The sequence below is a fragment of the Gardnerella lacydonensis genome (assembly GCF_048545055.1).
Taxonomy (GTDB): Bacteria; Actinomycetota; Actinomycetes; order Actinomycetales; family Bifidobacteriaceae; genus Bifidobacterium; species Bifidobacterium vaginale_C.
The window spans coordinates 1-22985 of record NZ_JBKQXT010000009.1 but is presented as its reverse complement, the minus strand read 5'-3'; the positions used below and the strand labels follow the sequence as shown (position 1 = coordinate 22985).

Sequence of the window (22985 nt, the reverse complement as noted above, 5' to 3'; positions counted from 1 at the left end):
TTTGCGGTGGTCATGGCTCAGGTGAGACGCCCGGTCCCATTCCGAACCCGGAAGCTAAGGCCTGACACGGTGAGGGTACTGCACTCGATAGGGTGTGGGAGACTAGCACGCTGCCGCATTATTCTTTTGGCGGGGAACTTGATTGTTCCCCGCTTTTTTATTATTTAAGTTTAGGTTATCGTCGCGCGGTCTACTCGCGCTATTCCTCACGGCTATTAGTAGCCGTGCGCTCCGACATACCTTTTCGCTTAAAGCGTAGCGCGAACGATATTTCCTTACTTGGTATTGCGCGAGGTTTGAGTATTTCTCTCCTCGCAACTCCCGTCGCTACGCTCCTCTTTTATTGCTCGTATAGAAATACATCAAACCTTCTGAATATCTAGAACTTTTGCGTGTCTTTCATCACCGAGATTCTCGATTTTTCTTGCTACTTCAGCGAATCACCATCAAAGATGCTGAGGTTCGCTTCATTCGCTGCGAAAAATCTCGAATCTCTACCTCACTTGCGCTGAAACATGTTAGTGTAAAGAATCTTGTTAGCGTAAAGAGTAGTGTGTAAGTGTAGCTTTAACACAATTAAACTGATTAAACGGAAGTATGTATGAAAAAGGCTCTTATTAACATTGATTATACGAATGATTTCGTTGCAAGTGATGGCTCGCTTACAGTAGGAGAGCCTGCGCAAAAGCTCGAGAAGCGAATTACGGAGATATCGCAAGAATTTCTTGACGCTGGTGAATTCGTGGTTTTTGCAATCGACACGCATCATCTAAACGATCCGTATCATCCAGAAACTAAGCTTTTCCCACCTCACAATATTGCTGGAACTCATGGTCAGGAGCTCTATGGAACTCTTGGTGATTTTTATGAGGCAAATAAAGATAAAAGCAACGTTTATTACATTCATAAAACTCGCTACTCATCGTTTAATGGCACGGATTTGCTGATTAAACTTCGCGAACGTCATATTGAGGAGCTGCATTTGGTGGGAGTTTGCACAGATATTTGCGTGCTTCACACGGCTGTTGACGCGTATAATCTTGGATTCAAGATTGTGGTTCACAAAGATGCTGTCGCAAGCTTTGATCCTCAAGGTCACGAGTGGGCTTTGCGCCACTTTAAGACTTGTCTTAATGCAGATATTGTAGAAGGCTAAGATCTTTAGCTAAAAATATAAATAATTATTAAATAGTTATTGAGAATAATCGACGCTGGTTGCTTTGAGCTGCCAGCGTTTTTGTTTATTCGGAGTGTCGACTTGACTATTAATGAGAATCATTATTATTATTGATAGACGTTGTAAAGATGTCTTCAATAGTCATTCGTGAAAGAAGAGCGCGAATAGGCGAATTTGAGAAGATGAAGTGTAGAGAGCGAAACAGTAACATGACTAAGGTCATTAAGAATATGGTAAAACGCGCGTTCGCGATGTGCGGCGTTGCGATACTTGCGTTTGCGGTGCTGGTATCGGGGTTCAGTGCCGCAAATCCTGCATATGCGGATGAAGAACAAACTACCTATAAGTATGAGGCAAGCGCAAAAGATGTGCTGTCAAACGGCCATATGGACATCTTCTATCCATTTATGCATAATGGCGATTTAATAATGGGCTTTGAAGCCAACTCTATGCTATACAAGCCTGAAAATGTGACAATGAAGGTTGGCGAGTCATCATACAATACGCAAGATTTTGATAATTACACAAACAAGTTACCATTCGACGCATCAAAAGGTTATTGGCTTTTAGACGAATCTGGTAATAAACAAGATAAAGAGCTGTTCCCAGGGTGGGATACGTCTATAGCAAAATATGCTGTTGGAGCGGAAAATCCAGATGGCGCATCAGCGGATATTGTTATACAAAAAGTAACAGCTCCTAAAGGTGCAAAACTATTAATATGGCAGTCTGCAAAAAATAAGGATAAAAAATCCATAGCAAAATCATTTGAATATCAAGATAAAGATGATGAAAAAGAAGAAGGCAGCCGATTCGAGCTTCCAGGAGTGATTCATCAATCTCAAGTTACACATCAACATGCAGCTTGGGTATTTACTCAGCCTGGAACCTATACATTAGAAGCGTACGCTGTTATTAAGAACAAGACAACGAAAGAAACTAAAACCACTAATACTGCCAAATATACTTTTATTGTTGAAGCAAGTCATAATCATACCGTGCCATCTGAGTCTGTTATTAAAGAACGCGGAAAAGCGGAAATTCCAGTTTTGGATACAAACACTAAAGACGATGATCCTTCTGAAAACTCTGACTGTGCTGATGGCAATCTGTGCATACTAGGGATTCGCAATACAGGTAGCCACCCACATTATCATTCCTATGAGCCAGGCGGTGGATTGAATCTTTACACGTATCGTGAAGGATTCAAAAAAGATATTGAAGATGGAAAAATAAGGCGACCATCATACGAATGGTGTATAAACAGGGCTGACGAACAAGAAGACACATTTGCATCATGCTTCTTAGGTGAAAGGCTAAAGCTGCCAGCCGAACCTGCGATGAACGGAATGAAAGTTCGCGTGATTCTAACAGGTGAAGGAATCGGAGCTTTCGATAAAGATAGAGCTTTCGGAACAATAGTCGTAGAAGATCATGGCGCTGACGGACGCCCAGTAGTACAAGCATATGGAAAGTCCAAGGTTAATTTAGGAGAAAAAGTTCATCTAAAAGCTAAACTGTTCTCCCCACGAGTGCCTACTGTAAACGGTGAAGCTTCTGATCCAGAAGAGCCAACTACATCCATAGTAAAAAAATACAAGTGGATGATTAAAAAAGATGGCGAAAAAGAGTTTAAAAATATTGAAGGTTCTGCTGACGGAAGCACATGCGAATTAACAATTGATGAAAGCATGCAGGATGCCGTGGTTCGCGCTTATCTTGTGCTAGACAACGGAACGCTATATAGGAATGCAGGTTTCGACGATTTTTGCGATTGGAATGTCAATATAAAGAATTTAGGCAAAAAAGATCATGCGCAACCTGAAAACTCAAAAGATTCTAAGAATAAGAAGAATAAGAAAAATAACAAGAACAATAAGAACAATAAAACAAAGAACAAGAAAAATAAGAAAAATCGTAAAAAGAATAAGAACAATAAGTCTAATGGAAACGATGAATCTGATAGTCAGAATGAGATAGAAGACGGCAATCAGAACGAAGAATCCAACAACACAGGTGGATCAAAGGAAAAGAATAACAACAAGGAATCAGAGTCAGATAATAAAGATTCTAAAAAGAACAAAAAGAAAAACGATAAGGATAAAGATAAAAAGAAGAATAAGAATAAGTCAGATGAAAACGAAGATGATTCCAATTCGTCTGATTCTTCCAATTCGCATAACTCTTCCGAATCGTCAGACTCTGACAATAACAGTTTTAAGCAATCTGCAACCACTCCGTTAGTTGCAAGAGCTAATCCTAATAATGTATTTGCAAATACTAGTGGAAGCTTCACAAAATCTTCTTCTAAAGGATTAGGTGGATTGTCAAATGGTCTTTCTTCTTCAAAACATTCTAAGAAGATGAAAAAAGTGAAACTGCTTAGTAAAAAAGGCAAAAAGTCAAATAAGACTAAAGCTGCTTCATACAATTCTGATGATGAAAACATTGAGGATTCAGAAGTACTAGAAGATTCAGAAGAAGAACAAGAAGCGAAAAGTCACAAAACAAAGTGGGTAGCTGCTGCTGTAGGAACTGCAAGCGTGAGCTTGTGTGCTGTAACAGGAGCTGGGGCTTTCTTGATGAGACCACGTATGAAGTTGTTGTAGAAGGAGAAGAAAAATGACTAAAAACAAGCACTATATAGCAACGGCAATAATAGCATCAATATGCACAGCAATTATGCTACTAGCTACGGCTCTACTCCCGTCTCCATTTATGGGGTCCGCCAAAGCTGCAACAAGCAACCAGCCAGTTATGATTCAGGCAGGTCACGCTGATTTTGGACCAACACTTTCTGGCGGAAATTGGAAAATACAAATTCGCGATGATACTGGCGACGAGCCAGTGTGGAGAGACCCAGAAAACGTAGTATTCAAACTTGGCAACAGCTCAATAGTTCCTATGCCAAACGATGCAACGTACAACTTTATCGGCGAAAAACCAGGAACAAAGCTTTATGTGATTCCACAAACACAAAACTCTAATGTGGTATGGCTCGGATGGAACACGCAGGAAGGCGGAGTTCTTAACGAACTAGACCGTGGAGCAAACCTTTCTTTAAACGGCGTTAGTGGACCTGGAAAATTGCACGTCTACCTTGAAAATGGCAATAATGCTCCACAGCAATTATGGGATAGCACTAAAGGGTATCCACAAAACAGTTGGATTGAAGCGAACGCACACACTCACGTAAACTGGGTATTCTCAAAGCCTGGCATATACCACGTTAAACTCACGTTCTCTGGAAAGCTAAAGAACGGACGCGCTGTAAGTGACACTCGTGTGCTTAATTTTGCAGTGGGAGAAAAAACAGATCCACAAGCTGCGTTATCTGGCGCAGCAGGAGCAGCATCTTCAGGCGCGCACTCTCAGTCTGACTCATCGAATGCAAGCGAAGGAAACGACGGAGAAAATAACGAAGAGTCTGACGCAGACAAAAATGATGAGAATGCGGAAGGAAGCGAATCGAGCAGTGCTTCCGCCAGAAAGCATAAGAAAGCTAGTAGCGCTGACGATACAGTAGCGATAGCACAGATTGTGATGATTGTGTTTGTAATTCTAACAATCGTAATTATTGCGTTTATTGTATTTGCTGTAATTAAAAGCAAGAAGGCAAAGCAGCAGGCGATTAGTCAGCATGGTGTGAATCAGCAAGTTTCGCCAATGGCTCCTATGCAGCAACCAACGCAACCGCAAATGGTGGCTCCAGTGCAGCAAATGCAACCGCAGTACGTACAACAGCCTGTACAACAACAGCAGTATGGCGTTCCGCAGCAACCAATGTATGCTCAGCCTAATGTGCCAGTGCAGCCAGTTGCGCCAGCACATACATATGCTCAGCCATATTCTCAACAGTATGTTCAGCCTCAAGTGAATCAAACTTATATGAATCCAAATCCTCAGTATGTTGAAAATCAAAGTTCACTAAGTGACTTAGTGAATCCTACAGAGGAAACAACTATCTTACCGAACACAGATTTTAATAATTTAGGACAAAACAATGCGTAGTAAAACATTAATTTGCCTCAAACTAATAAGCGCGATTATAAGCGCAATAATATCTTTTGGATTCCTAGCGTCAATATGCTGCTGTAATTGCGGTAGTGCGTATGCGAGTGAAGCTGCTAAAGAGGAGACTGCTGATCAAGGCGAGCAAAATCAAGGCGAGCAAGAGGATTTTTCTACAGTTTCCAATCAGTATTCTGACAATAAGAATGAATATTCTAGTCAAGCTGAAAATGAAGAAGCTTGCAAGGCCGCTGTTGTAGCTAAAGATTCCAGTAAGCCAAAGGATCCAGATACTCGATACGAAAAGTGTAAGGTGCACAAGGGGCACACTGATGGCATTGCTGTGTATATGGATAAAAGCGGAAAGCTTGTGTTAGGCACACAAGGAGATTATTTCCCAGGCGTACCCAAAAATGGTGTTAGGTACAATTCTGATCGCATAGAATTTATGCTTGGAAGCAACACAAAATTAAAAAAATCTGATTTTGCTAAAGAATTAAGTTTTCTTTCTAAAGATAACAGTAGCGAGTATGTTTGGGCTTTGCCTCAAGGACAGGAAGATAACATGTTGTGGTTGGGCTTTACAACACAAACATTGCCTCGTAAAACTGTTTCCGCTGTAAAGTTTCGCTTAAAGTCTGCGGATATTCCAGAAGGCGGAGCAGTGTATGTTTATGAGAATGATTCTCACGGTAAGGTAATACCTGTTTTAGGCTCTCCTAATACTGATTTCCCTCACAAGTTTTATAGAAACGACAACACGCATTTGCATGTTAATTGGGTGTTTACCAAACCAGGTAAATATGTGCTGGGTATAGAAGTAACAGTTAAAACAAAAGACGGGAAAATACTTAAAGATTCGCAAGGATACACGTTTAATGTAGACATGCAAGATGGTGCTACTGGGAAATCTTCTCACATAGAAGATGAAGATCCTGATGATGATGGCGAATTAAATAAACACGAAAATCAGAATGCAAACGAAAGTGACGAAGACGGCGACGATAGTAATAATGAAGATGAAGAATCTGAAGACAACGAAGATGAAGATGAAAATGATGAAGATTCTTCCACTTCAATAGTCATAAACGGAAACAATAACAGAGTTTACGTAACACCATGGCCTGGAGCCAAGCCAAATGGCGGACTAGCGAACCAAAGTTCCGACGAGGAAGATGGCAATGGGAAAAGTGAAGGTGGTAACGGATTTGAAACCGAATCTGGATCTAAAACCGAATCTAAAGGTAAAAACAAAAAGCAAAAAACCGTCAAAAAATGCTCAAAATTTAAGGATTTACAAGGCGATAAGCTAGTAATAAAGCATGGTCACGTTGATTTAGCAACCTATTCAACTGGTAACGGAATAGGATTTGCAGTACAAGAAGACGTGACTGGAAGCCACGTGAAACGCGACCCGAGCAAAGTTGTGTTTTATGCTGGAAAATCAGCTAAAGATAAAGGTGTGTGGCGACTTCCACAAACGCAAAAAAATAGCGTACCGTGGGTTGGCTGGAGTAACCAGAATTTAAGCCCACACAAGCCAAGCAAAATCAGCCTTAAATCCGTAAAAGGACCAGGTAGTGTGCGAATTTGGTTGCAAGGCGGACTTGGTGTAAAAGCTAAAACACTCATGTCTAGCAGTGGAAACAGTACGTATACAATCCCAGCAAACACGCATATGCATTTAAACTGGGACTTCTCAAAGTCTGGATATTATACGATTACTTTTGCTGTAAGCGCAAACGGAAAAACAGTTACAAAAGACTTCCACTTTGCAATTGGTGTGGATCCAATGGAAAAGCCAATGAGCTGCTCTACGACAAAGGTTGATGATGAAGACGGAGATTCAGATGATAAGTCAAATGAAACTGATGAAACTGATGATGACTCTGAGAATAACTCCGACGACGAAGACAAACAAAACAACAATAAAAATAACAAAGATAACAATAATAACAGCGACAATAACAACGACAATTCTGGAAATAATAGTGGCGCGACGCCATTAGCAGCTGCAGCTAGAGGAAACTCTGGTTCGGGAGCGTCATTCTTTGGTGGTGGAATTGGAGCATCGAAAAGCGCTAATCGAGGCAAAACTGGCAGGTCTGTAAGTCTTTCTGGCGGAATTGGAAATCATGCAAACAAAGGCATCCAATCAAAATACAATTCCAAACGAGTTAAAGGTCTAAGAAAAAGTTTGCAAAGCGGCGTTAAAAGCGAAGAGCCTAGAGGAATAGTAGGATTGTTCAAACACAAGCCAGTAGTTGCATACACGGCTTTAAGCCTTGGTATTACAGCAATTTCTGGAACTTGCGCAGCTGGATTGTTTATTCTACGCAAACGTGGACTAATACCTGCAGGAGGCTTATTTAGAGCACTTATGAATTTGAAATAAAGCGTAGAAAACGTTGGTAAAATTAATGAAAATCGTTGATTTACTAGGTAAAAAAAGTGTGAAGCGCGCGGTTTCTGCTGCTCTAGCAGTTTTAACCGCGCTGCCGCTGGGCGCGTGCGGTGCGCCTAACAACGCGCTTCGTGCAAATAGCGCGAATAACGCAAAATCTGGGAAAATTAACGTTGTAACAACAACGGGCGTTTTGCGAGACATGGTGGCGAATGTTGCAGGAGACGCTGCAAATGTAAGTGCGATTGTGCCAGATAACGCGGATCCGCATTCATACGAGCCGCGTTTGCGTTCAATTCGAGATGTTGTGTATGCGGATGTAGCTTTTAGTAACTACATGATGCTTGAGGAGCACGGCGTAATTACAGCTTTAGATGCGAATTTGCGAAAAGGCGTGCCAAATGTTCAGCTTGCGGAAGAAAGTGTGAAGTACGCTGCAGATATTATTCCAATGGTAGAAGACGTGTCTTTAGACACAATTTGGCTAGGGCTTGCTACAGAACGCATGGCTGCGCAACCGAGCGAGGAAGCGCATAGCGCGCAAGGCAGTGCAAATGCAAATCCGCAAAAGCGTGCGGAAGAATCGCCCTCGGCGGCGGTTGGTGAGTTAGCTTCGCTAAACAATCTCAATAAAACAAAAACAAATTCACAGCAAGCTAGCCAACTAGAAAAGTCAGGTCAATCTTTGCAATCAAATGCGCCTTCAACTGCAACAAAAGAAGGTCGCGCAACTGTAATAAAGCCGAACGCATACAACATGAAAAGGTCCGATAGAATACGCTTAACAGCTACAAAAGTAAGCGGACCGGGCGCTCTTTTTGCTTACTTGACTGGCACTTTTGGAAGCGTAGAAACATACTTTAACAGCGCAAACGGCATAAGCGCAGAAGACCACGTAGACTTGCCAGCAGACGCGCACACGCATTTAAGCTGGGCATTTAGCAAGCCAGGCGAATACACACTTGAATTGCACGCCGACATGCTAAACGCGCAAAACGAGGTAGTGTCTAGCCTTGGAAACACCAAAATGCGATTTGCTGTAGGCGTAAATGCGCAAAAAATAGCCAAAAAGCGTGGAGCTAGCGTAGTGCTGAACAAGGGTCATGCAGATTTAGCTTACGACTTAGCAAAACGCGGATTTGTGTACCGCGTAGATACTTTGCAAGAAAAACGATCCACTACGCCAAAACGCGTGTATTATGCGCCTCGCGATGTGGTTGTAGAGGTTCCAACTAACGCGCTAAAAGAGATACCAGCCGAACAAGGATACAGGTTTTTGGGAGCTGCAAGGCAAAAGATTTATCAGCTGCCGCAAGCAGTTTTAGGAAAGCACGTTCACGGAGATATTGACCCGCATTTGTGGCAATCTGTAAAAAATGGCATAGCATACGTGCGTACAATCGCAGATCGCCTTTGCGAAGTGGATGCTAAAAATGCTCGTAAATATCGCGAAAATGCGGACCGATACATTAACAAGTTGCTAGATGTAGACGCGTATATGCGCAAAAAAGTGGCGTCAATACCAAAAGAGAAGCGCAATTTGGTTACAACACACGACGCTTTTGCGTACTTAGGTAAAACTTACGGCGTGAATATTGCAGGATTTGTAACGATTAATCCTTCGAGCGAGCCGAGTGTGCAAGATAGGCGTAGATTGCAGCAGATTTTGCGCGATTTAGAGATTCCAGCTGTGTTTTTGGAGCCAAATTTGATCTCGCGTTCGTCTGTGCTTAAAGAGCTTGCGGCGCAAGCGCACGTAAAAGTTTGCCCGATTTATGGAGACGCTTTCGATTCTAAAGTGCGAACTTATGCGGATATGATGCGAGCGAACGCGGATTCTTTAGCGAAATGCTTGAAGTGAGATTGAAGTTGAATTTATGAAGATTAATAAGGGAAATATGGACGCGAATATGGACGAAAATACTGTTATAAGCGCGCAAAACTTAATCGTAAGTTACGGCAGTCGCACGATTGTAAAAGACGTTTCGTTTACGATTAAAAGCGGCGAATTTGTGGGACTTCTTGGTGCAAATGGAGCTGGAAAAACAACGCTTTTCCGCGCGATTATGGGTTTGATTCCGCATACTGGAAAACTCGAAGTGCACGCTAATAAAAGCGGTGAATCTTTGATTAATTCGCGAGTGAGTAACGTTGGTTACGTGCCACAACGCCACGATATTGCGTGGGATTTCCCACTTTCCGTACTAGACGTGGTAATGATGGGCCGCATTCGCCACATTGGCTACGTTCGTCGTGCAAAAAAAGAGGACTACGAGATAGCGCTCGCTTCTCTTGAGCGCACAGGAATGGCGGATTTTAGGGATCGCACAATCGGCGAGCTTTCAGGCGGCCAAAGGCAGCGCGTACTTGTTGCGCGTGCTCTTGCAGGGCAGCCGCGATTGTTGCTTTTAGACGAGCCATTTACAGGCTTAGACATGCCTACTCAAGAGCTGCTCACGAGTCTTTTTTTGGATTTAGCAAAGTCGGGAGAAGCGATTTTGATGAGCTCGCACGACATAATCGGATCCATAAACTCGTGTTCTAGAATCATGCTTTTTGACGGAAGCATAGTAGGAGACGGCGCTCCAGAATCATTAAACGCAAATCAATGGGTGCAAACATTCCATGTGGATGCGCAAAATCCACTAATCAAAGCTGTAGAGCGCGTTATGGCGCATGAAAGTGTGGTAGAAAAATAATGCTATCTCCAATCGACTTTATACAAGACCTTACAAACCCAGACCTTTGGTTCTTACTCAAAGCGCTTATAGTGGCGTGCCTTTCTAGCGTAATATGCGGAGTTGTAGGATGCTACGTAGTGCTACGCGGAATGGCGTTTATTGGAGACGCAGTAGCGCACTCCGTGTTTCCAGGACTTGCAATCGCATTTGTGTTGCAAGGAAACTTGCTATTTGGCGGCGCGCTCGCAGGAGTTGCAACCGCGCTAATCGTATCAATCTTTAGCCAAAATCGTAGACTTCGCGAAGACTCGTTTATCGGCGTATTTTTTGTGTCTGCATTTGCGCTCGGAATCGTAGTAATATCAAAAGCTTCTGGCTATGCAGGATCCCTAGAATCGTTCCTATTCGGCTCCATTACAGGAATACCAGACTCCGACATTGCTGTAGTAGCAATAACAGGGCTAATAATCGTAACGCTTCTAATGATGTTCCACAAAGAGCTAGTATGCGTTTCAATGGACAGAGAAACAAGCCGCGCAATGGGTTTGCCAGTAGCATGGTTGGATGGAATGCTATACGTTTTAGTTGCGATTGCTGTAGTAGTATCTGTGCAAATAATCGGAAACGTGCTTGTTTTAGCGCTTTTGATTACGCCTGCGGCGACTGCGCGATTGCTTACCGACAGGCTTGGAAAAATGATGATTTTAGCGCCTGCTATTGGGTGCGCTTCTTCGATTATTGGAATGTACTTGTCTTGGAGTTTAGACACTGCTACTGGCGGCACAATCGTTTTGGTTGCGACTTTTATGTTTGTTCTAGCGTGGGTGTGCTCGCCTAAACACGGGTTGGTAGCGAGAATTGTGCCGAAACTACGATCAGTCGTTGCATAAAATTGCGGTTTATAGTTTGCGGCACAATAGACGTATGGTATCTAAAGGAAAGCCTTCGCCTAGAAGCGCAGTTAAGCCGCTCAGTGATGAGCAAGTAGAACGCTTAGCGCGAGCACACAAGTTAGTTGACCCTACTTACTACTACCCAACGGGCGCGCGGACGCCAAATACGGCAGAAATCAACGCGCAAAATCCAAAGGCAACTGAGCGACTTCTCGAAGGAACGTCTCGCGTGCTTAGATCTCGTTGTAAAGTGCGCGCATGGGGATTAGAGAATGTGCCAGAAGAAGGCGTGTTTATAACCGCTTGCACGCACGTTACAATGTTCGACGTTTTCGTGCCAATGACGTCTCTATTCCACCAAGGCCGACGTCCGCGATACATGGCAAAAGCAGAACTCGCTCATTGGCCAATCTTAGGAAAATGGTTCCAGCTTGTTGGCATGCAACCAGTTCCACGCAGAAGCGGAAAAGCGCGCGAAATCGAAGAAGAATCGATTAAAATCCTAACAAACGGTAGGCCGCTTAGCGTATGGCCAGAAGGAACAGTTACGCGCGACCCTCAAAAATGGCCTATGAGCATGAAGCCAGGAATCGGAGTTATTGCGCTCGAAGCATCGCGCAGGCTGGGGCATCAAATTCCGCTATTTTGCGCCGTTGTCTGGGGTGCTGCAAGCATCAATCATTGGTGGCCATGGCCAAAGAAGAATGTAGTAATGTGCTACGATGCGCGTCTTGATTATTCGGATCTTCTTAAAGATATGGAAAATTGGGGTGATTTGCCTCCTATGGACTCTGCTGCCGAATTAGCTCGTCGTATTCGCGTGCGAATGACGGAAATTATGGAAGAGATTCGCGGCGAAAAAGCACCAGAAGGATATTTTGACTATAGACTTATGAAGAGAGTCAAAGAATAGAGTCAAAGAATAGTGGCTGTAAATTTGCGGTTCATTAAGCCGTAAAACTTTTGTGAATCATCCGTAAAGCGCACTGTGTAGAATTATGTAATAGTGTGATTAAAAGTTGACTAAGTTGACTATAACTTGACTAGTTGTAAATCGCTACAAATGGCTTACGACCAAAGTAATTTACAAACTCATAAATCGAAAGGCAAGGCGTAAACATGAATGTTACGGTGTTGGGTGCTGGAGCTTGGGGTACTGCGTTTGGGCAAGTGCTTGCAGATGCAGGAAATCAAGTGACAATGTGGGCAATAGAGCCACAGATTGTTGAAGGCATTCGAGATAATCACCGCAACGAAGTGAGACTGCCAATCGTAGAGCGATTGCCAGAAAACATGACAGCTACTGGGGATCGCGAAGAAGCCGTAGCAAACGCGGATATTGTAGTCGTGGCGATTGCAGCACAGTTTGCGCGCGTTGCGCTCGAAGAATTTGCTGGCAAAATTCCGCAAAATGCGATTGTTGTTTCGCTTATGAAAGGCATTGAGCGCACAACAGGAAAGCGTATGGACGAAGTTGTGTGCGAAGCTTTAAGCTTACCTCGAAGCCGTTTCGCAGCACTATCGGGTCCAAACTTAAGCAAAGAAGTGGCATTAAGGCAGCACGCAGCGGCTGTTGTTGCGTGTGAAAATCGCGCAAATGCCGAAGTCGTTGCAAAAGCATGCTCAAATAGCTACTTTAAAGCATTCGTATCAACCGATGTAATCGGTGTAGAAATGTGCGGATCGCTTAAAAACGTGGTTGCGCTCGCAGTCGGCATGGCTCGAGGCGCAGGATACGGCGAAAACACGGCTGCGATGATTGAAACGCGCGGTCTTGCAGAGTTGACGGCATTGGGCGTTGCGGAAGGCGCAGATTCTCGCACTTTTGCAGGACTTGCAGGCTTCGGTGATTTAGTGGCAACTTGTGGATCTCCTCTAAGCCGCAACTACACTTTCGGATCAAATCTTGGAAAAGGCATGAGCGTTGAGGAAGCAACTGCCGTAAGCAATGGTGTGGCTGAAGGTGTGCCAACAACTGGCGCGGTTGTAGCGATGGGCAAGCGTTTAGGCGTTGAAACTCCGCTTGCAAGCGCAATGGCTCGCGTGCTTGAAGAAGGAATCTCTTGCCAAGAAATGCTTGCAATGCTTTTTAAGGAAGATGTTTGCGAAGAATAGTGAAGCTCCTGATAAGCAGTGTGCGTAGATAATTCAAAATAACTAAAATAACTAAATAACTAAGATAATTAAAATAATTTTCAAAGGAAAAAAATGACTAAAAAGCGTGTAGTGTTCTTGTATGGCGGTAAAGCAGACGAACATTCGATTTCTTGCATATCTGCTGCTGGAGTGCTCAGTGCTGTAGACGAAAGTCGATTTGAAATCGTGCGCATTGCAATCACAAAGCAAGGCGAGTGGATTGTTGGTGGCGAAGATCCGCGAAACTTCCGTATGGAAGAAGGAGAGCTTCCGGTAATAACAAAAACCGCGGAAACGCGCGATGTTGTGCTAGACCCAGCAAAGGGCGCCGACGGATTTTTGGTGCGAGAGTCGGATGGCACGCTTACAAGCTTAGGTCATATTGACGCAGTTTTCCCAGTTCTTCATGGTCCAAACGGCGAAGACGGCACCTTGCAAGGCTTGCTAGAAATGATGCAAGTTCCATACGTTGGTTGCGGAGTTTTGGCATCCGCCGCGTGCATGGATAAGTATTACGCTAAGCAACTTTTTAAGGCAGCAGGAATTGATGTTGCTCCAGGAATCGCACTGGATGTGCGAAAGTTTGCTAGCGACGCGGCAAATCACTTCGACTCATACGCAAACGAAATTCTTGAGCAAGTTGAAGCTGCAAAACTCGAATATCCGCTTTTTGTAAAGCCAAGCCGAGCAGGATCTAGTTTTGGCGTAACAAAAGTTGAATCGCGCGATTCTAAAGCTTTAGCAGATGCCGTTTATGAGGCTTCAAAGCACGATTGGCGAGTATTGGTAGAGCAGGGAATTGACGCGCGCGAAATCGAGTGCGCTGTTCTTGCGGCGCGCGACGGCGACGAGCCTCAGGCAAGCTGGCCTGGAGAAGTTGTGCTTGACAAGCGCGAGGCTGGAGAAGACCAGTTCTACGATTTTGACAGCAAATACATGGATTCTGCAGCTTCACACGTGGAAGTGCCAGCAAATCTTCCGGAAGAGACTTTGGAACTTGTACGCAAAACAGCGCTTGCAGCGTTCAAAGCGGCAGATGGCAGAGGACTTAGTCGCGTGGATTCCTTCGTTACTCCAGAAGGACATGTAATGATTAACGAAATCAACACAATGCCTGGATTTACGCCAATCTCCATGTATCCAAAAGCTTGGGAAGCAACCGGAATAAGCTACAGTGATTTAATCACAAAGCTTATTGAAGGTGTGATTTTAGACTGAAACAATCTTAGAAATCATAGTTTTTAAGGATTAGTCGCCAGCAACCGAAGAATTTGTGCAATTTGCGCAAATATCAAATCTTAAAGTCTGTATAAAATCAGATTTAAAAGAAAACTTAAAACACAAACGAAGAGGTAAAAATGCGGAAAACTCAGCATAACGACATGTACCATCTAGCGCGAAAACGTCAAGGAGATGTTGGTATATCGCTATGCTTATTCCTATTTGTTTGGATTATTGCAACTATTTTAATAGGTGAACTTATAGGCTTGTTCGTTCCAAAAGGTGTTCTAAGTCCTTCGCTAAGCTCCTTCGTTTCGTCAGACATTGCGCAATACTTAATAGCGTTGCCGATAGCGATGCTTGTTTTAAGACGAGTGCCAGCGGTAGAAACACGCAAATTCACAATGACGTTCAGACAGTTTGGTGGATTTTTCGCAGTGAGCGTACCGATAATGTACGCAGGAAGCTACCTAGGTTTGGCGATTTCTGCGCTTATATCTGGCGGCAAAGCTGAAAACAGGATTGCAGACATAGTGGCAGGCGGAAACGTATGGGAAACCATAATTTTCGTTGTTTTCCTTGCTCCAGTTGTGGAAGAATGGCTGTTTAGAAAGCAGATTATAGACAGACTGCGAGTGTATGGCGAAAAGCGCGCAATTGTGTTCTCGGCGTTGGCGTTTGCGCTGTTCCATATGAACATGTTCCAGTTCTTCTACGCTTTTGGGCTGGGGCTTGTGTTCGGCTACATGTATGCGCGCACATCGCAGCTTAGATACAGCGTATTTTTGCACATGATTGTGAATTTCCAAGGAAGCGTTATAGCGATGTGGATTTCCGACAATATGATGGATTCAAACGGGAACTTAATTAAAGTGGAGAATCTTACACCGCAAGAAATAGCGGATCTGGCTCCTGGATTCATGTTCATCGGTCTTTACGCGATGTTCATTATTGTTATGTTTGTGTTTGGAATTGTGTTGTTAGCAAGGAGCAAAAAATATCTTGAATTCTACGAATCGCCGCTTGAAATCCGTGGGAGCGCTGGAACAAAGGCGCTCTATGGAACAATCGGCATTATGGGTTTCCTTGTGGTTTCAGTGCTTATGAATATGATAATGCTTTTTGTGTGAGCGAGAACGCGTTTAGTGTGATTTAGATTGCGGGTCTATTAGGGATTGATTCTGGATTTATTCCAGATTAATTTGGGATTATTTGGGATTATTTGATATATTGGAGGCGATTTTATGGTTACGGTAAATGCAGTAAATGCAAAAAATGCAGAACATAGTGATGGATCGGTTGCTGGCGACTCTTCTGCTGAGCCAATCCGCGTGGGTCTTTTAGGCGCCGGAACAGTAGGATCGCAAACAGCGCGTTTAATAGTCGAAGAAAACTCTGAACTATCCGCAAGAATCGGTGCTCCACTAGAACTTGCAGGAGTAGCATGCTTGCATCCAGAAGATGTGGATGCTCCATGGATTGCCAAAAATCTTCTAAGCGCAGACGCTTTAGCTTTATGTGAACGCGAAGATATAGACATAATCGTTGAGTTAATTGGCGGATTGGAACCAGCGCGCACATTTGTAAAAACTGCGCTAGAATGCGGAAAATCGGTTGTAACAGCGAACAAAGCATTACTTGCAAAGTTTGGTCCAGAACTCTACGAGTGCGCGCAAAAAAATGGAGTGGACTTAAGCTTTGAGGCGTCTGTGGCAGGAGCAATCCCGATTTTGCGTCCACTTAGAGAGTCGCTTGTAGGCGACAAAATCACGCAAATTTTTGGAATCGTAAACGGAACTACAAACTACATTCTTGACGAAATGACGGTGCGCGGGCTTGATTTTGATTCGGCTTTGCGCGCGGCTCAAGAAAAGGGATACGCGGAGGCGGATCCTACAGGCGATGTTGAAGGATTTGATGCGGCAAACAAGGCTGCTATTTTGGCAACGCTTGCATTCCAGATGCCAATAAGCATTGATGACGTTAGCGTTGAAGGAATTAGCGCGATTACGGCTGAAGATATTGCTGCGGCAAGTGCAGAAAATCGCGTGATTAAGCTGCTTGCAGCGGTTGCTTGCGATTCGAGTGGGTTGGTGAGCGCAAGCGTTTACCCAGCGTTGGTAAGCAAAGAGCATCCGCTGGCTTCCGTTCATGGCAGCTTTAACGCCGTTTTTGTTAAAGCGCAAGCGGCGGATGATCTTATGTTTTACGGCCGCGGCGCTGGTGGAGCGCCAACAGCCAGCGCGGTGGTTGGAGATATTGTTGGAGCCGCTAGAAACATAGCGCGCGGCTGCAACGATGCTAGCGTGCCAATGTATAACACCAAATCTTTGGCTTCCACGCGCTCGATTCGTGCGGATTTTGTTGTGCGATGCAGCATGGAGGATACTTCGCTTGCACTGTGCAGCGAAGTGATGGATGTGTTTGAGGCGCATGGAGTTAGTGCTAAGCGATTGCCAATGTTGTGCCAAACTCAATATGAGGGCGAAGGTGATTGCCCAGCTTGCGGAATTGGCGGTCCTGGCGATTTGCGCGTGCTTGTAAAAGATTGCGCAGAGGCAGATTTGCTCGCAATTCTTGCTGATTTGCAAAAAGTGGATGTTGTGTGCGCAAAGCCTCTTGCTTTGCGAATTATTGAGTAATTGAGTAGTTGAGTAATTGAGTAGTTGAGTAGTTGAGTAATTAAGTAATTGAGTAATTTAGTAGGCTGCTCGAATAGAAAAGGTGCGAAATGAAACCAGTATGCAACAGTGTGTCAGTTTGCGTGCCAGCAACCAGCGCAAATCTTGGGTCTGGATTTGATGTTGCAGGAATTGCGCTTGATTATGCGGATTCGCTAGTTTTTACGCTTGATGATTCGCTTGATGATTCGCAAGATGTTCGCGTGATTATTCACGGCGAAGGCGAAGATACGTTGCCAAAAGACGAGACGCATCTTGTTGTTCGCGCATTTCGTAAAGCGTGTGAAGAGTTTGGCTTGCCGCATTTGCGATTTACTCTAGAAGCGCGTAATCGTATTCCACAAGCGCGCGGAATGGGGTCTTCCGCCAGTGCGATTGTTTCGGGCGTGGCTGCGGCTTGGGCTTTTGCACATAATGAGGATCTTAATAAGCAGGCGATTTTTGAGCTTGCAGCGGCTATTGAAGGTCATCCAGATAACGTTGCTCCAGCGGTTTTTGGCGGATTGACAACCAGCTGGAAGAATGGCGAGGAGTTCCACACTGTTCGATACAACGTTTCTAAGAAGATTCGCGCAACGATTTTTGTGCCAAACTTTACTCTTTCAACGCAAATGGCTCGCCAAGCGCTTCCAGAAAAAGTGCCGTACGCAGATGCTGTGTTTAATGTTTCGCGCGCTTGCTTATTGCCGATTGCATTTGGTGATTTTGGAGATTTTAGCGCGTTTGCAGATTCTTGCGATTCTGCCAACTCTTGCGATTCTGCCAACTCTTGCGATTCTGCCAACTCTTGCGATTCTTGCGCAAAAACCACTCTTTCAAGAAACGATTTGCTCTTTACAGCTACTCAAGATTCTATTCACCAGCCGTACCGAGCAAGTCTTATGCAACCAACTTGGGATTTAGTAAAAACTTTGCGAGATGCTGGGTTTGCAGCTGCTATTTCGGGAGCTGGATCCTGCGCAGCGGTGTTCTACGAGGAAAAGTCGCCAGCAACCGTAGAAGCCAATAACGCCACTAATATAAGCGAAAAAATAGAAAAAATTGCGAAACCGCTTTTAAGTGGCTGCGATTGGAAAATTTTGCACGTAAAAATCGACTCGCACGGCGTAACCGCCTCTCGCGCGTAGCTTGCAAAAATATAAAAGGAAGAAGGGAATATGACAGTTTCGTTGATTTTGGCTTCTCAATCGCCATCGCGTAGAGCAGTGCTGGCTGCTGCAGGCGTGATTCCTGTGATTCATGTGAGCGAGGTGGATGAGCCAGCGGCTTTGCGTGATGCTGCAAATGCGCGAGGCGTTAGCGTGGAGCAGATGGGTGCCGAGGAGCGCGTTTCGATTTTGGCGCGAGCAAAGGCTTTGGCGGTGTATGAGTCGTGGAAACTTGTTGCAAATGCAGCGGCTTCGGCTAGTGGCGATTTGGTTGTGGGGTATCCGCTGGAGGCTGAGGCTGCTGAGGTTGCTGGATCTTCTGTAACTGGATCTTCTGTAACTGGTAGTAACTCTTTAGCAAACGATTCGCAATCGCATGTAACGCACAATGTAGATACCGCGCAAACTCGCGATTTTTCGGGCGTAAAAGTGCCTACTAAGACTTTTGATATTCACGATTTTGCGCAGGTGAATAAGTCTTCTGCTGATTCCAACAACGTGCTAATTGTTGGCTGCGACTCCATGTTTTTGCTAGACGGCGAATGCTACGGAAAGCCGCATACTCCTGAAGTTGCTGCTGCGCGAATCAAGCAAATGAGCGGAAAAACTGGAGAATTGTTTACTGGTCATTGCTTAATAGACGCAAAAAGTGGCAAAACCGTGTGCAAGGTGAGCCGTGCGAGCGTGACTTTTGCGCATATGAGCGATGAGGAAATTTGCGCGTATGTGGAAACTGGCGAGCCGTTGGAAGTCGCGGGATCCTTTACATTAGAAGGCTTCGGCGGAGCTTTTATTGAGGGAATTCAGGGAGATCCACATGGAGTTCTTGGCATTAGCTTGCCGCTTCTTAGACAAATGGTTTGCGAGCTTGGGTACGCTTGGCATGATTTGTGGAATACTCGCAAGCTAGAGGGCGAGGCGATTAAGGACGATCCAACTTCCGAAGAAGTACCTAAAGAAAATGTGCATCAGCCAGGAGACGGATGGGTGATGTGCGATTGTGGGCGCAGGCATTGGGGGCATAATGGCGCGGCTGGCGTGCTGCTTGCTAGGAGAGACGAAGCAACTGGGCGCGTGACTCACGTTGTTATGCAACATCGCGCGCTTTGGAGCGCGGAAGGTGGCACGTGGGGTATTCCTGGCGGCGCAATATCTGATGGCGAAAGCGCGATTGAGGGCGCGTTGCGCGAGTCGTTTGAAGAAGCGAACATAACGTCGCAAGATATTGATGTTGTTGGAGCGTATTGCGAAAGTCACGGAAATTGGCGGTATACAACGGTTTTCGCGTTTGAAAAGCTGGGTCATTGTGTGAATCCGTGCGCGCATGACGACGAGAGCATGGAAATCAAGTGGGTGCCGATTGATGATGTGCCGAAGCTAAAGCTGCTTACGGCAATGCGCACTGATTGGCCGTCTTTCCGTGCGCGCCTTGATTCTCTTGCCTCGCGAAGCTAGCGTCGCAAGGCTGGCATTGCGACGACCTGCCTTTTCGTTTAGAGTGCTCGAGCGCTTTCCTATTTGGTGTTGCGCGAGGTTTGAGTATTTCTCTCCTCGCAAGTCCCGTCGCTACGCTCCTCTTTTATTGCTCGTATAGAAATACATCAAACCTTCTGAATGTCTAGAACTTTTTCGTGGTTTTCATCGCCGAGATTCTCGATTTTTCTTGCTACTTCAGCGAATCACCATTTCATGCTGAGGTTCGCTTCATCCGCTGCGAAAAATCTCGAATCTCTACCTCAATTGGTGTGACCTATGCAACCTTGTAGTGTGTTTGTATCATAATCCGAGTTTGTTGATTCTTATCTGTGAAATCTTATAGAATTATGTTTATGCGCTGATGCATGCTAGTTTTCTACTAGTTGTTAGATGTTATATGGCTTGTGCTTGATTTTGTAATTTTGCTTGTGATTCATGGGTTTTGTGTTAAGCGCATAGAAATAAAGTAAACAAATCAAATAAAGCAACTATTTGCGTAGATTTGCGTAAAAATTAGGGGGGAAATTATGTCTAATGCGTCAAATATTAAAAAAGATATTATTAAGGCAAAAGGCTTTACAATTCAGGTTTATACGGAAGATTTTATGAATGATTACGTTAGTTTAACCGATATTGCGAGATATAAAAACAAAGAAGAGCCTAAAGATGTTGTTAAAAACTGGCTGAGAGTGAAGAATACTATTGAATTCTTGGGATTGTGGGAGAGTATTAACAACCCGAATTTTAAAGGGGTCGAATTCGACTCCTTTAAGAATGAGGCTGGTTCTAATGCTTTTACTTTATCTCCTAAAAGATGGGTAGAATCAACAAATGCTATTGGCATAGTTTCTAAATCTGGTAAGTATGGTGGAACTTACGCTCATAAAGATATAGCATTTAAGTTTGCAGCTTGGATTTCAGCAGAATTTGAACTATATATTATCAAAGATTATCAAAGACTTAAATCTGATGAGAACTCAAGGCTTTCACTGAATTGGAATTTGAACCGTGAGATTTCGAAGATTAATTACAAGATTCATACGGATGCTATTAAAGAATATTTGTTGAAGGATTTGACTCCTGAGCAGTTGATGTATAAGTATGCAAATGAAGCAGATTTGTTAAATGTTGCACTGTTTAATAAGACTGCTAAACAATGGAGAGATGCAAATCCTAAGTCAAAAGGCAACATTCGAGACGAGGCGAGTATTAATGAACTTCTGGTATTGGCGAATATGGAAAGCTATAACGCTGTTTTGATTTCTAAGGGTTTGCCACAGGCAGATCGAATGGTGGAACTTAGAAATTTGGCGCGAACGCAGATTTTATCTCTTGAGAATTTGAATAATTCTGGAATAAAGAGTTTGGATTCCGTGCTAAAAAATTGAGTTTAATCACTTTTTAATTCTGCGCTTAATACTGATATTTACCTCGTTTTAGTGTATGCGTGCAGTACAGTTTCTGCGCGCTTATCGATTTCTTGCCTGGATTCGCTAGTTGCACTACGACCTGCCTTTTCGCTTAGACCGCGCGAACGACGACCTGCCTTATCAAGCTCAGCGAATTGAAGTGACTTCTCTTGTTTTGTTTCTTTTTGCCCGAGTTTGTTTCCAAAATCGCCAAATACGTAAACAAACACGGGAAAATGTTCTTGGTTTTGTTTCTTTTATCCCGTGTTTGTTCCCAAAATCGCCAAATACGTAAACAATCTCGGGAAAATCGCTCGCGCGTTACAGCGCGCTCACGTCTTCGCCGCACGTAAAGTCCACTGGACTTTACGTTTGAGCGGCTCAGCGGATCTAGGTGACTTCTCGCGCTACGCTTTAAGCTCGAAGTCGTAGATTCGCCCGCTTTTGTTTACCAAAACACCAAAAATGGGAACAAACGCGGGAATTTAATTGGGTGCGATTGTCTTGTAGCGTGGCATTTGGCGTGATGTTAGTGCGGTGTTAGTGTGGTATCGGCGTGATTGCCAGTGTGGTGTTTGTGCGGTGTCGGCGTGATTGCCAGTGTGGTTGTTGGTGGGTTGTCGGCGTGTTGCGTGTGTGGGTTGAGTGGAATGTTGATTTTTCAATGGTTTTATAGTGTTAGTGTTCTTGTCTGAATAGTTTCCTGAGAAAAGTCTGGGAAAATTCTTTAAAAACCTTGAAACAATGTGTTTTTACGGTTTTATTAGTGTTAAGCCACAAATATTATGGTGAATATAGTTTTTATTGTGGATTAGTTTGTGTGTAACATTATTTTTTTCTGTTTGTTTTGTGTGGCTGCCTCTTGACTTTTTTAAACGGGGGGGGGGTATGTTAATAACAGCTGCTAGCTAGATGCTCTAGATGGTGGTTATCCACAATGTTTCGGAAATGTTGTTGGATATTTAGAATTTTTCTTCGTGTACCTGCACGGAGGAGAAGAAGAAAGGAAATTAAAATGATGAATAAGAAGGCTATCGCTGCTTTCGCTGCTGGCGCTACTTTGCTTGCTGGCTTCGCAATGGCAACCCCTGCATTCGCTGGTGATTACACTAATGCTGTTTATACAGAGGCTTTCACTGCTAAGACTAATGCTGAGGCTAAGGTTACTGAGGCTCAGGTTGCAGTTGCAACTGCTAAGAGTGCAGCAAGTGAAGCAACCAAGAAGTACCAAGATGGTCTTGCTGCATTCTTGAAGACTGATGGAAACACTGAAGAAAAGTACCAGAAGGATAATGCCGGCAAGCCTTTGTTTGAGGCGATGAACACAGCTAATGCAACTCTTGCATCTAAGAAGGCTGAGTTGCGTAAGGCTAATGCAGCTTTACGCAAGGCTACAGATGATTTCTCTGCAGCTGAACTTGCTAAGAAGCTTCAGGATGCTAAGGATGCTGAGGATGCTAAGGCTGCTGAGGATCTTTATGAGCATTCCCAGTATGGTGAGTCATATCATCCATTCCTTAAGGAAGATGGTACTTTGCGTCAGGAGAATCCTGATGGTACTCCAAAGCAGGATGATGAGAAGGCTCCTAAGAAGGACGACAAGAAGGACGACAAGAAGGACGATACTACCACTCCTGATGAGAAGATCAAGGATCTTGGTAAGTTGAACTTGTCTGATGCTGCTAAGAAGAAGCTTGCTGCTCATTACGTGTATGAGGCTAAGCTTGCTTTGGATGAGGCTGATAATA

16 protein-coding genes, 1 rRNA gene and 1 pseudogene are annotated in these 22985 nt (G+C 44.1%); 17 read left to right on the top strand and 1 reads right to left on the bottom strand.

Features of this window, described 5'->3' with window-relative positions; genetic code table 11:
- Positions 1-2 precede the first annotated feature (2 nt).
- From rrf to ACJV45_RS06735, 16 genes are all read left to right on the top strand, one after another.
- Positions 3-119: ribosomal RNA gene (rrf, locus tag ACJV45_RS06810) — 5S ribosomal RNA — on the top strand.
- A gap of 482 nt (positions 120-601) precedes the next feature.
- Positions 602-1156 (top strand): cysteine hydrolase family protein, encoded by a 555-nt coding sequence (locus ACJV45_RS06805; protein ID WP_004125197.1) that lies wholly within the window; start codon positions 602-604, stop codon positions 1154-1156.
- 230 nt (positions 1157-1386) lie between these two features.
- Complete coding sequence (locus tag ACJV45_RS06800; RefSeq protein ID WP_419397945.1) at positions 1387-3786, top strand: choice-of-anchor M domain-containing protein; 2400 nt, start codon at positions 1387-1389, stop codon at positions 3784-3786.
- A 13-nt stretch (positions 3787-3799) separates the two neighbouring features.
- A complete protein-coding gene (locus tag ACJV45_RS06795; protein ID WP_419397944.1) occupies positions 3800-5188 on the top strand; it encodes a choice-of-anchor M domain-containing protein in 1389 nt (462 codons plus the stop codon).
- Positions 5181-7583, top strand: a complete 2403-nt coding sequence (locus tag ACJV45_RS06790) for a choice-of-anchor M domain-containing protein (RefSeq protein ID WP_419397943.1) — start codon at positions 5181-5183, stop codon at positions 7581-7583. Before ACJV45_RS06795 ends, ACJV45_RS06790 begins: the two co-directional genes overlap by 8 nt.
- 25 nt (positions 7584-7608) lie before the next feature.
- Entirely contained in the window at positions 7609-9453 is a 1845-nt protein-coding gene (locus ACJV45_RS06785) for an anchored repeat ABC transporter, substrate-binding protein (RefSeq protein ID WP_419397942.1), read from the top strand.
- A 16-nt stretch (positions 9454-9469) separates the two neighbouring features.
- Positions 9470-10291, top strand: a complete 822-nt coding sequence (locus ACJV45_RS06780) for an anchored repeat-type ABC transporter ATP-binding subunit (RefSeq protein WP_248902252.1) — start codon at positions 9470-9472, stop codon at positions 10289-10291.
- Positions 10291-11163 carry an anchored repeat-type ABC transporter permease subunit gene (locus ACJV45_RS06775; RefSeq protein WP_019261335.1) on the top strand — a complete coding sequence of 291 codons (873 nt, stop codon included), beginning with the start codon at positions 10291-10293 and terminating at the stop codon, positions 11161-11163. Before ACJV45_RS06780 ends, ACJV45_RS06775 begins: the two co-directional genes overlap by 1 nt.
- A gap of 34 nt (positions 11164-11197) precedes the next feature.
- Positions 11198-12079 carry a lysophospholipid acyltransferase family protein gene (locus ACJV45_RS06770; RefSeq protein WP_419397941.1) on the top strand — a complete coding sequence of 294 codons (882 nt, stop codon included), beginning with the start codon at positions 11198-11200 and terminating at the stop codon, positions 12077-12079.
- A 206-nt stretch (positions 12080-12285) separates the two neighbouring features.
- On the top strand, positions 12286-13281 hold the full coding sequence (locus tag ACJV45_RS06765; protein WP_009993976.1) for an NAD(P)H-dependent glycerol-3-phosphate dehydrogenase: 996 nt from the start codon (positions 12286-12288) through the stop codon (positions 13279-13281).
- A 93-nt stretch (positions 13282-13374) separates the two neighbouring features.
- The gene (locus tag ACJV45_RS06760; RefSeq protein WP_419397940.1) at positions 13375-14520 is read left to right on the top strand and encodes a D-alanine--D-alanine ligase family protein; all 1146 of its coding nucleotides are present in this window, start codon (positions 13375-13377) and stop codon (positions 14518-14520) included.
- A gap of 140 nt (positions 14521-14660) precedes the next feature.
- Complete coding sequence (locus tag ACJV45_RS06755) at positions 14661-15653, top strand: CPBP family intramembrane glutamic endopeptidase (protein ID WP_419397939.1); 993 nt, start codon at positions 14661-14663, stop codon at positions 15651-15653.
- 114 nt (positions 15654-15767) lie between these two features.
- Complete coding sequence (locus tag ACJV45_RS06750; protein ID WP_419397938.1) at positions 15768-17165, top strand: homoserine dehydrogenase; 1398 nt, start codon at positions 15768-15770, stop codon at positions 17163-17165.
- An 89-nt stretch (positions 17166-17254) separates the two neighbouring features.
- The gene (thrB, locus tag ACJV45_RS06745; protein WP_419397937.1) at positions 17255-18331 is read left to right on the top strand and encodes a homoserine kinase; all 1077 of its coding nucleotides are present in this window, start codon (positions 17255-17257) and stop codon (positions 18329-18331) included.
- Positions 18332-18361: 30 nt separating this feature from the next.
- A complete protein-coding gene (locus ACJV45_RS06740; RefSeq protein ID WP_419397936.1) occupies positions 18362-19807 on the top strand; it encodes a Maf family nucleotide pyrophosphatase in 1446 nt (481 codons plus the stop codon).
- 548 nt (positions 19808-20355) lie between these two features.
- Positions 20356-21216, top strand: coding sequence for a KilA-N domain-containing protein (locus ACJV45_RS06735; protein ID WP_101890064.1), 861 nt, complete (start codon positions 20356-20358; stop codon positions 21214-21216).
- Between the two features lie 38 nt (positions 21217-21254).
- Here the strand turns inward: ACJV45_RS06735 and ACJV45_RS06730 are convergent, their stop codons facing one another.
- Positions 21255-21467, bottom strand: a complete 213-nt coding sequence (locus ACJV45_RS06730) for a hypothetical protein (protein WP_419397935.1) — start codon at positions 21465-21467, stop codon at positions 21255-21257.
- Between the two features lie 785 nt (positions 21468-22252).
- Between ACJV45_RS06730 and ACJV45_RS06725 the strand changes: the two are divergent.
- A pseudogene (locus ACJV45_RS06725) lies at positions 22253-22985 on the top strand (hypothetical protein); the annotation flags it as partial.

Bases quoted from the DNA above. Each gene is read 5' to 3' on its own strand.
- ACJV45_RS06800 (WP_419397945.1), top strand. From the start codon at position 1,387: ATGACTAAGGTCATTAAGAATATGGTAAAACGCGCGTTCGCGATGTGC.
- thrB (WP_419397937.1), top strand. From the start codon at position 17,255: ATGAAACCAGTATGCAACAGTGTGTCAGTTTGCGTGCCAGCAACCAGC.
- ACJV45_RS06805 (WP_004125197.1), top strand. From the start codon at position 602: ATGAAAAAGGCTCTTATTAACATTGATTATACGAATGATTTCGTTGCA.
- ACJV45_RS06760 (WP_419397940.1), top strand. From the start codon at position 13,375: ATGACTAAAAAGCGTGTAGTGTTCTTGTATGGCGGTAAAGCAGACGAA.
- ACJV45_RS06795 (WP_419397944.1), top strand. From the start codon at position 3,800: ATGACTAAAAACAAGCACTATATAGCAACGGCAATAATAGCATCAATA.
- ACJV45_RS06780 (WP_248902252.1), top strand. From the start codon at position 9,470: ATGAAGATTAATAAGGGAAATATGGACGCGAATATGGACGAAAATACT.
- ACJV45_RS06740 (WP_419397936.1), top strand. From the start codon at position 18,362: ATGACAGTTTCGTTGATTTTGGCTTCTCAATCGCCATCGCGTAGAGCA.
- ACJV45_RS06755 (WP_419397939.1), top strand. From the start codon at position 14,661: ATGCGGAAAACTCAGCATAACGACATGTACCATCTAGCGCGAAAACGT.
- ACJV45_RS06735 (WP_101890064.1), top strand. From the start codon at position 20,356: ATGTCTAATGCGTCAAATATTAAAAAAGATATTATTAAGGCAAAAGGC.
- ACJV45_RS06750 (WP_419397938.1), top strand. From the start codon at position 15,768: ATGGTTACGGTAAATGCAGTAAATGCAAAAAATGCAGAACATAGTGAT.
- ACJV45_RS06785 (WP_419397942.1), top strand. From the start codon at position 7,609: ATGAAAATCGTTGATTTACTAGGTAAAAAAAGTGTGAAGCGCGCGGTT.
- ACJV45_RS06790 (WP_419397943.1), top strand. From the start codon at position 5,181: ATGCGTAGTAAAACATTAATTTGCCTCAAACTAATAAGCGCGATTATA.
- ACJV45_RS06765 (WP_009993976.1), top strand. From the start codon at position 12,286: ATGAATGTTACGGTGTTGGGTGCTGGAGCTTGGGGTACTGCGTTTGGG.
- ACJV45_RS06770 (WP_419397941.1), top strand. From the start codon at position 11,198: ATGGTATCTAAAGGAAAGCCTTCGCCTAGAAGCGCAGTTAAGCCGCTC.
- ACJV45_RS06775 (WP_019261335.1), top strand. From the start codon at position 10,291: ATGCTATCTCCAATCGACTTTATACAAGACCTTACAAACCCAGACCTT.